11 protein-coding genes and 1 tRNA gene are annotated in these 12,395 nt (G+C 66.9%); 7 read left to right on the forward strand and 5 right to left on the reverse strand.

The features are described 5' to 3' along the window. The 4 genes from Q0Q36_RS23945 to Q0Q36_RS23960 form a co-directional block, all read right to left on the reverse strand. Positions 1 to 945, reverse strand: a 945-nt coding sequence (locus Q0Q36_RS23945) for a DNA polymerase III subunit delta' (protein ID WP_293802212.1), incomplete at its 3' end; no start/stop codon positions are given. Between the two features lie 87 nt (positions 946 to 1,032). Next, on the reverse strand, positions 1,033 to 1,698 hold the full coding sequence (tmk, locus tag Q0Q36_RS23950) for a dTMP kinase (RefSeq protein WP_293802214.1): 666 nt from the start codon (positions 1,696 to 1,698) through the stop codon (positions 1,033 to 1,035). Between the two features lie 10 nt (positions 1,699 to 1,708). Then, a complete protein-coding gene (locus Q0Q36_RS23955; RefSeq protein ID WP_293802228.1) occupies positions 1,709 to 2,884 on the reverse strand; it encodes a D-alanyl-D-alanine carboxypeptidase family protein in 1,176 nt (391 codons plus the stop codon). 90 nt (positions 2,885 to 2,974) lie between these two features. Continuing rightward, entirely contained in the window at positions 2,975 to 4,069 is a 1,095-nt protein-coding gene (locus tag Q0Q36_RS23960) for a septal ring lytic transglycosylase RlpA family protein (RefSeq protein ID WP_293802216.1), read from the reverse strand. A gap of 440 nt (positions 4,070 to 4,509) precedes the next feature. On the opposite strand from Q0Q36_RS23960, the gene Q0Q36_RS23965 reads away from it, so the two are divergent. Beyond that, positions 4,510 to 4,599: transfer RNA gene (locus Q0Q36_RS23965), tRNA-Ser, on the forward strand. A gap of 130 nt (positions 4,600 to 4,729) precedes the next feature. On the opposite strand, the gene Q0Q36_RS23970 is transcribed toward Q0Q36_RS23965, so the two are convergent. Beyond that, positions 4,730 to 5,674: a GNAT family N-acetyltransferase gene (locus Q0Q36_RS23970; protein WP_367187197.1), complete on the reverse strand. Its 945-nt coding sequence runs from the start codon at positions 5,672 to 5,674 to the stop codon at positions 4,730 to 4,732. Between the two features lie 166 nt (positions 5,675 to 5,840). On the opposite strand from Q0Q36_RS23970, the gene argE reads away from it, so the two are divergent. The 6 genes from argE to Q0Q36_RS24000 form a co-directional block, all read left to right on the forward strand. Further along, positions 5,841 to 6,974, forward strand: a complete 1,134-nt coding sequence (gene argE / locus Q0Q36_RS23975; protein ID WP_293802218.1) for an acetylornithine deacetylase — start codon at positions 5,841 to 5,843, stop codon at positions 6,972 to 6,974. A 24-nt stretch (positions 6,975 to 6,998) separates the two neighbouring features. Continuing rightward, on the forward strand, positions 6,999 to 7,922 hold the full coding sequence (locus tag Q0Q36_RS23980) for a glyoxylate/hydroxypyruvate reductase A (protein ID WP_293802220.1): 924 nt from the start codon (positions 6,999 to 7,001) through the stop codon (positions 7,920 to 7,922). Between the two features lie 31 nt (positions 7,923 to 7,953). Continuing rightward, positions 7,954 to 8,313 carry a cupin domain-containing protein gene (locus Q0Q36_RS23985; protein WP_293802222.1) on the forward strand — a complete coding sequence of 120 codons (360 nt, stop codon included), beginning with the start codon at positions 7,954 to 7,956 and terminating at the stop codon, positions 8,311 to 8,313. Between the two features lie 132 nt (positions 8,314 to 8,445). After that, on the forward strand, positions 8,446 to 9,909 hold the full coding sequence (locus tag Q0Q36_RS23990; protein ID WP_293802224.1) for an aldehyde dehydrogenase family protein: 1,464 nt from the start codon (positions 8,446 to 8,448) through the stop codon (positions 9,907 to 9,909). Positions 9,910 to 9,919: 10 nt separating this feature from the next. Continuing rightward, entirely contained in the window at positions 9,920 to 10,963 is a 1,044-nt protein-coding gene (locus tag Q0Q36_RS23995; RefSeq protein ID WP_293802226.1) for a tartrate dehydrogenase, read from the forward strand. A gap of 21 nt (positions 10,964 to 10,984) precedes the next feature. After that, a partial coding sequence (locus Q0Q36_RS24000; protein WP_293802232.1) for an NAD-dependent succinate-semialdehyde dehydrogenase occupies positions 10,985 to 12,395 on the forward strand: 1,411 nt, incomplete at its 3' end.

The raw sequence follows: 12,395 nt of genomic DNA on the forward strand, positions 1-12,395 counted from the left end.
CGCCAGCGGTGCAAGGCGCGCCGGTTGCGCCGCAGCATGCGCGTGGAGATGGTCGCTGATCCAGCCCTGGATGGTCTCGATCATCACCGCGAAATCGCGCTCGCCGGCCTTGCCGGCGACATCCTCGGCGAGCGCCATGAGCGCGGCGAGATCGATCTGCGGGAGGGCATCGAGCCGCGCCCTCACCGCCTCGACCAGGGCCAGCGTCTCGGGATCGACATAGGTCAGCGCGCGACGCACCGAACCTTCGGAGAGACTCGCGGCGCGGCGCAGGGCTGAATCGTCGAAGGGCATCTCCATGCGCTCCAGTGCCAACCGGCCGGCTTCGGCGACATCGGCCTCGGCGAGCGGCTCGAAGGTCAGCAACCGGCAGCGCGAGCGGATCGTCGGCAGCATCCGCCCCGGCGCGTGGGCGACGATCAGAAACAGCGCACGCGGCGGCGGCTCCTCCAGAAGCTTGAGCAGGGCGTTGGCGGCCGAGCGTTCCATGTCCTCGGCCGAGTCGACGATGCAGACGCGCCAGCCGCCCTCAGCCGCGCTCGATCCGAAGCGGTCGATCACGCGCCGGATCGAATCGACCGGGATGTTGCTGGTGTAGCTCTTGCCGTCCGGCTTCGGGATCCGGCGCAGCACATGCAGGTCGGGATGGGACTGCGCCATCACCCGCCGTGTCGCCGGATCGTTTTCCGGCATGGCGAGATAGGCGCTCCGGGCCGCCCTCGCCTGCGGATCGCCCGCGGCGAGTAGGAAGCGTGCGGCCCGATAGGCGAAGCTCGCCTTGCCGATGCCCTCCGGGCCGCCGAGCAGCCAGGCATGGTGCATGCGGCCGGATGCCAGTGCGTCGAGGAAGGTCCGTTCGCGCGCGGCATGGCCGACAAGCGCCAGCGTCTCGCGCGGATGCGGCGCGCTCGGCAGCCGGTCGGGTTCGTCGCTGGTCGCTAGCATCGGGTGTCCGGGTCTATGGCATCGGACCGAAAAGTGGAATCCACTTTTCGAACAAATCCGATGCGATAACAATGTGATAGATCATCGTTATCGCGTCCGATAGGATGCGCGATGATCTAGGGGCAGGCGCTCGCGCAGGATATGCCACGCCGCCTCGGCGAGCGCCTCGGGCGGCAGCGTCGCATCGAGCACGGCGCAGCGCTGCGGTTCGGCGCTCGCGATATCCCTGTAGGCTTGGCGCAGATTGCGATGGAAGGCCAGCGTCTCGCCCTCGAAACGGTCGACCGCCTCGCCCGGCCGGCGGCGTTTCGCGGCCCGGGCCAGTCCGATCTCGGGATCGAGATCAAGGATCAGCGTCAATTCCGGCATCAGGCCGGAGATCGTCACGGTCTCAAGCTCCGCCAGCACGGCCTTGTCGAGATGGCCGAGCACGCCCTGATAGACCCGCGTCGAATCGATGAAGCGGTCGCAGATGACCCATTCGCCGCGATCCAGCGCCGGGCGGATCAGGCTGTCGATATGGTCGATCCGGGCGGCGGAGAACATCAGCGCCTCGGCGAAGGGGCCATAGTCGCGCGCCTGCCCGGCCAGGATCATCTCGCGGATGGCCTCGGCCTTCGGCGAGCCCCCGGGCTCGCGCGTCGTCCGCGCCTTGAGGCCCGCCGCATCAAGGCGTTCGCTCAGCGCACGCGCCAGCGTCGACTTGCCGGCGCCCTCCCCGCCTTCGAGCGTGATGAAATGTCCCTTGCCCATAATGGCCTGTTCAGCTCCGGCTCAGCGCCTTGCGAACCCAGCCTGTCGTGGCTTCGAACAGCGCATCCAGCGCCCGGCTCTGCAAGGTCCCGGCCTGCACGCTCTCGGCTGCATAAAGCGGAATGTCCAGTGTCTTGATGTCACCGCGTGTCACCACGAGCCGCGCCACTTCGGCGCCTTCCTGGACGGGGACGGTCAGCGGGCCACGATAGATGATGCGGGCGGCCAGCCGTTCCGTGCTGCCGCGCGGCAGCAGCAAGCTCACGGCCCCTTTGCTTTTCAGCGCCACGCGGCCCTTCTCGCCGCCATAGACGCTGGCCTCGCCCACCGTCTCACCGGCGGCGAAGAGCTGGCGCTTTTCGAAGGCACGAAAGCCCCATTCGAGCAGCTTGCGGGCTTCGGTTGCACGGTCGCGCGCCGTCTTGAGGCCGTTCACGACCATCACCAGCCGCTGCCCGTTCTGAACGGCGGAGCCGACGAGGCCGAAGCCGGATTCATCGATATTGCCGGTCTTGAGTCCATCCGCACCGATATCCATCGTCAGCAGTGGATTGCGGTTCTGCTGGCGGATCTTGTTCCAGGTGAATTCGCGCTGGCCGAAGATCTTGTAGAGCTCGGGATAGGTCTTGATGATGTGGTCGGCGAGGAGCGCGAGCTCCCGCGCCGTCACGCGCTGCTGCGGGTCGGGCATGCCGGTCGCGTTGCGGAAGACCGATTTCGTCAGACCGAGCCCCCTCACCCGCTCCGTCATGATCCGCGCAAAGGTCGCCTCGTCGCCGGCGATGGCCTCAGCCAATGCGATCGAGGCGTCGTTGCCCGACTGGACGATGATACCCTGCAGAATGTCGGAGAGCTTGATCCGGCTGTTGAGGATCGCGAACATCGCCGAGCCGCCCGATGGGCCGCCGCCCTTGCGCCAGGCGTTCTCGGAAATCCCGATCTCGCTGTCGAGCGTCAGCTTGCCGGCAGAAATATCCTGGAAAGCGACGAGCACGGTCGCGAGCTTGGCCATGCTCGCCGGCACCATCAATTCGTCGGCCGCCTTCTCGTAGAGGACGGCGCCGGTCTCCGAATCGAGCAGGACGGCATAGGGCGCCTGTGACTGGAAGCCTTGAGCCAGAGCGGCGGGGCCGAACGAGAGAAATCCCAAGCCCAGAACGAGGCCCGCGACCAGCCGACGCGCCACCAGCAACGGCACAGCACTTCCCGGCAAACGGCAAAAGGCGCTCATGCTTCGATGTGAAGCAGAGCGCCCGCCATCAGGTCAAGCTGGAGATCAGTTGCGCGCGAGCGACTGCAGGCTCTGCGGCGCGAGCTTGTTGAGCGGATGGGTCTTAGCCAGGCGCTCGCCCGCACCCTTCTCCGGCGCGGCGAACAGGCTGGCGCGCATCGGCGGCAAGGTCGTCCGCAGCGTCGCAGGAACCGCGACGGGCTTGGCAGCGTTGGCAATAGTGTCGAGATCGAACGGCCGGTTCGGCGGCAGCGGCGCGGCGCGCATGGACGGTGCCATGTCGACCGGGGTCGAGACGCTCGAGGCCAAGGTCGCGACGACAGGCGCCGAGGGCGTGATCGTACGCGGCTGCTGCGGGGCATAGGCCTGCACGACTGGCGTGGCGAGGGGAGCGGGTTCCGGCTCGGCTGCCGGCTGCGCGTCGAGATCGACGCTGCGCGTGCGCGTGGTAGCGACCGGCTCGGCGCTCGCGACCATCGTCCGCGCGCTGGTGCCCGGGATCGGGGCCGGCGAACCGTCGGTGCGCAGCGTGGCGAGCAGGAGCTTGTCGTCGGAGCCGGCGAGCGAGGCCTGGCCGAGATACTCCATCTTGATTCGCGCCGTACCGAGATGGCGGAACGCGAGCGCATCGGCCGTCGTCTGAGAGACGTCCATCATGCGGCCGCCATGGAAGGGGCCGCGATCGTTGACCCGCACGATGATCGAGCGGTTGTTCAGGAGGTTGGTGACGCGGGCATAGGCCGGCAGCGGCATGGTCGGGTGCGCGGCCGAGACGCTGTAGCGATCGTAGACTTCGCCATTGGCGGTGCGGCGGCCATGGAAGGCCTCGCCATACCAGGAGGCAAGACCGACCTGCGAATAGCCGACGGGCTTCTCGAAGGGTGTATAGCGCTTGCCGGCGACCGAATAGGCCTTGCCGACGAGCTGACGCCCGCCGCCCTTCGGCACTTCCTCGCCTTCCGCGACGACGCGCGGGCTGGCCGCACCGTATTTCGACTGCGGGAAGGCGCCGATTTCCTTGGAACGGCGACCCGCAACCTGGTTGCCGGCGCAGTTCGCGGCGAAGAGACCGACGAGAATCACGCAGCCCATGCGGGCGACAGAGGGCATGGAGGAAGACGCAGTCATCGGTCCGGACATCGTGGAAGCGGTCTCCCGGGCCGAAAAGCGAGCGTCTCGAGTCATTCCGCCAATTCCGCTTTCTGCGCCGAAAACATTCTGTCGGCTCGCCGCCATAGGCAGCAGAGCCGAGTTTTCGGCCAATTCCATTAAGGGATCGTTAAGCCGCTAAAATCCGCCGGAAAGCGGACCACTGAACAGGCCATCCCTGCGCCGTTGGGCGGCCACAGGAGTGTTCGAAATGCGGCGCCTGTCAACGCCGGGGCGATCACCCCGGCCATTTTTCTGTGCAGCGTGGCCATCGGGCCACGGTCCAAGGCCCGAGAAGTGATGACCGCATCCTGCCGCATCGAGCGGAGGTACCGGCCATTCGGGGCATGCAAACAGATCGGTGCCGCATACAGCCCTGGGCTGATCTTCCGCTTGCAAATCAGCTCCCCGACCGGCATTGACGGGACAACGGAAGGGTGGCCGAGTGGTTTAAGGCAGCGGTCTTGAAAACCGCCGTGGGTGCAAGCCCACCGTGGGTTCGAATCCCACCCCTTCCGCCAGTCTTCGGATGCTAACTTTATGTCTTGGTTGATAGATCAGGACACGCAGATGGCTAGCGCCAAAACGTTCACCCCAACTAACGTGTCCGCTCGCAAACGTTTCGGATGGTGAGCCGGTCCCACGACGGCATTAGCCGATCGCTTGGCTGGCAAGTGCGATTCGGCGCGGGCCAGCCGGCGTTAACGGCTTGAACGGTGCTCGCCCGAACGCCATCGACGTGGCGCTGTCGTGGATTTGCATGCCGCTCCCGACCAGGAAATTCGTGAAAGCGGTGTTACTGGCCGGCGTATCGGCGCGCAGAAAGCTCCCGGCATGCGCCACGACATGAGCGCGCGAGACAGCGATCGCATCATCCTCGCTCGCCGCGATGATAGGGCCGATGACGTGCCCCCGGCCGAAGGGCCTGCACAGGGAAAAGGCGACGATCTCGTCGTTCCGAACGAGAACCTGCCCGCGTGAGACCGGCAGCAGGGCCTGGTAGGCGATAGAGCGATCATAGCCCGTCGCGGCAAGGTCGAGCCGCAGAAGGCTTTCGCGGTCGCTGGCGGCGGCAGCGCGAATCAGCCCCTCCACCTTGACCGGATGCATGGCCATTCCGGAAGCGAACGCCTCCGGCCTCGCCTCTCCCTGGCAGCGCAAAATCTTCTGCTCGTAGCCGTATCCGAGCGAGCGATAGAGGCGCTTTGCCTCCCGCGTCGCGTTGAGGCCGAAGACGGCGCCCTCGTTCAGCTCATGCGCCTTTTCCATGAGCCAGCGACCCGCGCCCTGCTCCTGCAGCCGCGGCAGGGTGATCAGCATGCAGACCATGGCGAAATCAGCGCCGTAGCGCAGCCACATCACAGTTCCGACAACCCGCCCGATCTCGTCGACGGCAGCAAGTCCCTGTCCAAGATCGAGCAGCATCTGCCAGTCGTTGTCCCGATGCGGCCAGCCTACCGAAACGGAAAGGGCGTGCAGCAGCTTGGGATCGACCTCCCTGATGTCGCGCAAGGTGAGCTCGAACGTATCGATATGCAGTCGAGCGATCGTCTCCAAAGCGCGGCCTCCGCCGTATCCACGGCTCTGCCCGGCCATGGGCTTCGGCCGGGTTACCGATCGGTTGTAAACCAATCCTGCAACAGGAAGCACCGTTCTTCCGGGGCATTTCAGCAGGGAACTGCGTCAGACGGCAATGAAACGATCCGACCACCGGCACGCCGTGCTTATCCTGCCGCAAGCATAACTGGAACCGGAGCCGTCCGTGGCGCAGGAAGAGATCCTGAAGGCATTGGTCCAATTCCCTTCCGTGGTGGGGCAGCCCAACGCCGCCATCGCGGGCTGGATCGTGCAATATCTCGGCGACCTCGGCATCGAAGCGCAGCTCCTGCCCGGCCCCGAAGGCGATCGGGCGAATCTCCTTGCCACGATCGGCCCGCGCGATCTCCCCGGCCTCGTCCTGTCCGGCCATATGGACGTCGTCCCGGCGCAGGAGCCGCAATGGAGCGCCGACCCGTTCCAATTGCGCGCGGAGGGCGACAAGCTGTTCGGCCGCGGCACGAGCGACATGAAGGGCTTTCTCGCCGCGGCGCTGGCGATCGTCCCGTCGCTCATTGCGCTGAAGCCCGCCCGGCCGATCCATCTCGCTTTCTCCTATGACGAGGAGGCTGGCTGCCGCGGCGTTCCCCATCTCCTCGCCGCGCTGCCTTCGCTATGCGCCCTCCCCGCAGCGGCCGTGATCGGCGAACCGAGCGGGCTTCGGCCGATCCTCGCGCATAAGGGCAAGGCCGCCGCGCGCGTGGAGGTTCAAGGCCGCTCGGGGCATTCGTCCCGGCCCGATCTCGGCCTCAACGCCATTCATGCGATGGGGCGGGTGATCGCGGCCGCGGACATGGCCGCCTCGACGCTGAGCGGCGGCCCGCTCGACCCCGTTTTCGAGCCGCCCTATTCCACCGTTCAGATCGGCACCATCCGCGGCGGCGACGCGCTGAACATCATCCCGGAAAGCTGCACCGTCGAGATCGAGGCGCGCGCCATCGCCGGTGCTGCGCCGGCAGCCTTGCTCGAACCGGTCCGCGAGGCGCTCGCGGGCCTCAGGGCCGAAGGCTTCGAATCGAGCTGGCAGCCTATTGCCAGTTATCCCGCGCTGTCCCTTCCCGCCGATGCGCCGATCGCCCGGCTGCTGACCCAGGTCACCGGCGAAGCACCACTGGCGGCGGTGAGCTATGGCACGGAGGCCGGGCTCTACCAGGCTGCGGGGATCGACGCGATCATCTGCGGCCCCGGCGACATCGCCCGCGCCCACAAGCCCGACGAATACGTCACCCGCGGCGAGCTCGCGGCCTGCGTCGACATGCTCGAACGGCTCTGCGCGCAATTCGTCCAGGAAAACCTTTAATCGCCCGGTCTCACGGAGATTGCCTTGGCCTTCCTTTTCAATTCGACCGACGAGCGGGCACGGGTGTTCGCGGCGCGTTTTGCCGAAGAACTGCCCGATATCCGCTTCATCAGAAGCAGCGATCCCTTCGATCCCGCGGATATCCGCTACCTCATCACCTGGACCGCGCCGGAGAACCTCGATCGTTTCTCCAATCTGGAGATCCTGTTCTCGATCGGGGCCGGCATCGACCAGATGAACACCCATGGCTTGCCGGCCGAAGTGCTCGTCGTCCGCATGGTCGAGGAAGGCATCACCCGGATGATGCAGGAATACGTCACGCTGGGCGTGCTCGCCCTGCACCGACAATGGCCGCTCTATCTCGCCCAGCAGAGAGCCGCACACTGGGAGCCCTACGATATCGTATCCGCCCCGGACAGGCGGATCGGCATCCTGGGGCTGGGCATGATGGGCTCGGCGGTCATCGAGCGCCTGAAGCTCTTCGGCTTCCCGATTTCCGGCTGGAGTCGCTCGCCGCGAGCGATCGACGGGATTCGCTGCCTGCACGGAGAGGCGGGCCTTGCCACCCTGCTGGCCGAAACCGATATCCTGATCTGCCTGCTGCCGCTGACTCCGGAAACATCAGGCATTCTCAATGCCGAGCTCTTCGCGCAACTGCCTGCCGGCGCCGGGCTCGTGCATGTCGGCCGCGGCCAGCATCTCGACCACACAGCCCTTCTTGACGCTCTCGACAACGGTCATCTCTCTGCTGCCGTCCTCGATGTCACCGAGCCTGAGCCGCTGCCGGCCGATCACCGCCTGTGGAGCCATCCCGGGGTGATCCTGACGCCGCATATCGCCAGCAAGGTCGAGGCCGCACCGGCGGCCAAGGCCGTCATCGAGAACCTGCTCCGTCATCGCTCCGGCCTACTCCCGATCGGCCTCGTCGATCGCAGCCGTGGCTACTGAACCACTTCAACCCCGAACGAAAGGATATCCCGTGTCCCTCCGCATCAAGCTCGACACAGCTCCCACCGGCGAGCCCAAGCACTCCAAGGCTGCTGCGGACCGCCTGATCTCCGGCGATCCCTCGTTCAAGACCTGGGCTCAGGACGAATCCCTCGCCGGCTCGGGCAAGGTCCGCACCGGCGTCTGGGAGGCGACGCCGGGCGAGAACCACTCGATCAAGGGCGAGACGATGGAGTTCTGCCACATCGTCTCCGGAGTCATCGAACTGACCGAGGAAGGGCAGCCGCCGCGCATCTTCCGCGCCGGCGACAGCTTCGTGATGAAGCCCGGCTATGTCGGCGTGTGGAAGACGATCGAGACCGTCCGCAAAATCTACGTGATCGTCGGCTGACCCGAGCACGCCGAAGAATCGGCCGCCCGGGACCCTGCAAACAGGATTTCCGGTCGGCCGAGCCGCCCTCACAGGCGCAAACTTCGGCCCGGACGGAGCTACGCTCGGACGACAATCATCCGGAGATGCACCGTGTCGCTGAGTTTCGATCCCGCTTCGGTCACACTCCCACGCGGCCATTTCATTGCCGGCGAATGGGTCGACGCCAAGGACGGCATCGATCTGCATCGCCCCTCCGACGCGATCGGCTTTGCGGCCTGTCCCGTGGCCGATGCGGGCCTCGTCGATCGTGCCGTGGCTGCCGCGAAGGCTGCGCTGGCGCAAAGCGGCTGGGCGCGCCTGGCCCCCCGCGAGCGTGCCCGCGCGCTCCACCGCTGGGCCGATCTCATCGAGGCGGAAGCGGAAACGCTGGCGCGGCTGGAGGCGATCGCCTCGACCCGGCCCATCTCCGAGCTCATGGCAGGCGACGTCCCCGTGACGGCCGAGCAGATCCGCTTCTTCGCCGAATTCGCCGACAAGGAAGGCGGCGATCTCGTTCCGACCGGCTCCGACAGCTTCGGCATGATCGCGACCGAGCCCTATGGCGTCGTCGGGGCCATCACGCCCTGGAACTTCCCGATCAACATGGCCGGATGGAAGCTCGGCCCCGCGCTCGCGGCGGGCAATGCCGTGGTGCTCAAGCCCTCCGAGATGACGCCGTTCGCGACGCTCTATCTGGCGCAGCTGTCGGTGCGGGCCGGGCTGCCCGCGGGCCTGATCAATATCGTGCTCGGGGACGGCCGCACGACGGGCACCGCGATCACGGGACACCCCGATATCGCCAAGGTCAGCTTCACAGGCTCGACCGCCGCCGGCGCCGCGATCATGGAGAATATCGCCCGCACCGGCATCAAGCCGATGACGCTGGAGCTCGGAGGGAAAAGCCCGCAGCTCGTCTTCGCCGATGCCGACCTGCCGCAGGCCGCGGCCGCCATCGCCCGCAGCATCCTCGGCAATGCCGGCCAGGCCTGCGTCGCCGGCTCGCGTCTGATCGTGGCGGAGAGCGTTGCGGCGGAACTGGTCGATCTTATCGTCGAACGGATGCGTGCCGTCCGCCCGGGTGCGACCTGGGATGCGGCGAGCGCCTATTCGCCGATCATCTCGGAGCGGCAGATCGGCCGCATGGAAAGCATCGTCGATGCGGCGGTGGCGCGCGGCGCCACCTGCCGGCTCGGCGGCGAACGCCTCGACCATGCGGGCTATTTCTATGCACCGACCGTGCTGGAAGGCGTCGACGCCGCCTCGCCTGCCGTGACCGAGGAAATCTTCGGGCCTGTCCTGACCGTCCAGACCTTCCGAGAGGAAGAGGAAGGGCTCGGCCTCGCCGACCATCCGACCTACGGGCTTTGCGCCGGCCTCTACACCCGCAACCTTTCGCGGGCGCTACGCGCCGTCAACCGCCTGCAGGCCGGCACCGTCTGGGTCAACCGCTATGGCCGCTCGCGCGACCACATTCTGCCGACGGGAGGCTACAAGCAGTCCGGCCTCGGCAAGGACCTCGGACGCGAGGCCTATCTCGCGAACCGCAAATCGAAAAGCGTCCTGATCGCTCTCTGAGGAGTCCTCCGTGAAATCCTACAAGATCGCCCTGATCCCGGGTGACGGCATCGGTGTCGCCGTCACTGAGGCCGCCTGGGACGTGCTCGGCCGCGCGGCACATGGCGGCGGCTTCAAGCTCGAAGGCACGAGCTTCCCCTGGTCCTGCGACTTCTACGAGAAGACCGGCGCGATGATGCCCGCAGACGGCATCGAGACGCTGCGCGGCTTCGACGCGATCCTGCTCGGCGCGGTCGGCTGGCCCAAGCGCGTGCCGGATTCGGTCTCGCTGCACGGGCTCCTGCTGCCGATCCGCAAGGCCTTCGTGCAATACGCCAACATCCGACCGCACCGCCTGCTGCCGGGCGTCGAGGGGCCGCTGCGGGCGAGCGCCTTCGACATCCTCTGCATCCGCGAGAATACCGAGGGCGAATATGCCGGGGCCGGCGGGCGCGTCCATAACGGCACGGCCGACGAGGTCGCCGTCGAAACCTCGATCTTCACGCGCAAGGGCGTCGAGCGCATCCTGCGCTTCGGCTTCGAGCAGGCGCGCAAGCGCCGCGGGAAACTCGCCTCGGTGACGAAGTCGAACGCCCAGAAGTACTCGATGGTGTTCTGGGACGAGATCACCGCCAAGCTCGCCGCCGAATATCCCGATGTCGAGGTTTCGAACTACCATATCGATGCCATGGCGGCGCGCATGGTCATGGCGCCCGAAAGCCTGGATGTCGTGGTGGCCTCGAACCTCTTCGGCGACATCCTGACCGATCTCGGTGCCGCCATTCAGGGCGGACTGGGCTATGCCGCTTCCGCCAACATCAACCCGGAGCGCAATGCGCCCTCGATGTTCGAGCCCGTACACGGCTCGGCGCCGGACATCGCCCATCTTGGCATCGCCAATCCGATCGCCGCGATCTGGTCGGGCGCGATGATGCTGGACCATCTCGGCGAGGCCGGCGCGGCAAAGGCCGTGATGGCTGCGATCGAATCCGCTACCGCCCGTGGCATCGGCACCGAGCCGGGCAAGCACAAGACGAACGAGATCACGGCGTCCATTCTCGCGGCGCTGGGCTGACAGGAGAGCAGAGACATGACCATCGAAGGCCTTCGCGATCCCGGCCTCGTGCGGGAAGCCTGCCTGATCGGCGGCCAGTGGAGCGGAGCGGCCTCGGGCCGCACGCTCGACGTCGTCGACCCCGCTACCCAGGCGGTGCTCGGCACCGTGCCGGATGCCGGCACGCCTGAGACCCTTGCCGCCATCGATGCCGCCACGGCGGCCTTCGAGAGCTGGCGGGCGAAGACGCCGGCCGAGCGCGCCGCGCTGCTGGAAGCCTGGCATGCGCTGATGCTCGAGCACATCGAGGACCTGGCGCTGATCCTGACCCGCGAGCAGGGCAAGCCGCTCGCCGAGGCGCGCGGCGAAATCCGTTATGGTGCCTCCTTCGTCAAGTGGTTCGCGGAAGAAGCTCGCCGGATCTACGGCTCGACGATTCCCGCGCCCACCGCCGACCGCCGCATCCTCGTGCTGAAGCAGCCGGTCGGCGTCTGCGGCATCGTCACGCCCTGGAACTTCCCCAATGCGATGATCACCCGCAAGGTCGCGCCGGCGCTGGCTGCCGGCTGCACGGTCGTGATCAAGCCCTCCGAGCTGACGCCCTATTCGGCGATCGCGCTCGGCGTGCTGGCCGAGCGGGCCGGCATCCCGGCCGGCGTGATCAACATCGTCACGGGCCTGCCGACCGAAATCGGCGCCGAGCTGACCGGCAATCTCGCGGTCCGGAAGATATCCTTCACCGGCTCGACGCGCGTCGGCGCGCTCCTGATGAAGCAGGCCTCCGACAGCATCAAGCGGCTCAGCCTGGAACTGGGCGGGAACGCACCCTTCATCGTCTTCGACGATGCCGATCTCGACATCGCCATCGACGGCGTGCTCGCCTCCAAGTTCCGCAATGGCGGCCAGACCTGCGTCTGCGCCAACCGCATCCTGGTGCAGGACGGCATCTACGACCGCTTCGCCGAGAAGCTGTCCGCCCGCGTCAACGCGATGAAGGTCGGCCCCGGAACCGATGCTGGCGTCGATATCGGCCCGATGATCAACGCCGCCGCGCTGGAAAAGATCGAGCGCCATGTCGACGACGCCCTGTCGAAGGGCGCTAGGCGCCTCGCCAGCGCCGCAGCCATGCCGAACGGCAAGCAATACGCCACACCGACCGTGCTGGGCGAGGCTACGACGGAGATGCTGCTCGCCAGCGAGGAGACCTTCGGCCCCGTGGCCCCGCTCTTCCGCTTCCGCAGCGAGGATGAGGCGCTCGCCATCGCCAACGGCACGCCGTTCGGGCTCGCTGCCTACTTCTTCACGCAGGACATCCGGCGTTCCTGGCGCGTCGGCGAGGCGCTGGAATTCGGCATGGTCGGGCTCAACACCGGCGCTATCTCGATGGAGGTCGCGCCTTTCGGCGGCGTCAAGCAGTCGGGCCTCGGCCGCGAGGGCTCGCAGCTCGGCATCG

The sequence above is a fragment of the uncultured Allobosea sp. genome (assembly GCF_945957345.1).
Lineage (GTDB): Bacteria > Pseudomonadota > Alphaproteobacteria > Rhizobiales > Beijerinckiaceae > Allobosea.

What these genes read in the sequence shown, in the direction of transcription:
- Q0Q36_RS23960 (WP_293802216.1), bottom strand. Translation starts at nt 4,069, where the DNA reads ATGTCCGGACCGATGACTGCGTCTTCCTCCATGCCCTCTGTCGCCCGC.
- Q0Q36_RS23970 (WP_367187197.1), bottom strand. Translation starts at nt 5,674, where the DNA reads ATGGCCGGGCAGAGCCGTGGATACGGCGGAGGCCGCGCTTTGGAGACG.
- tmk (WP_293802214.1), bottom strand. Translation starts at nt 1,698, where the DNA reads ATGGGCAAGGGACATTTCATCACGCTCGAAGGCGGGGAGGGCGCCGGC.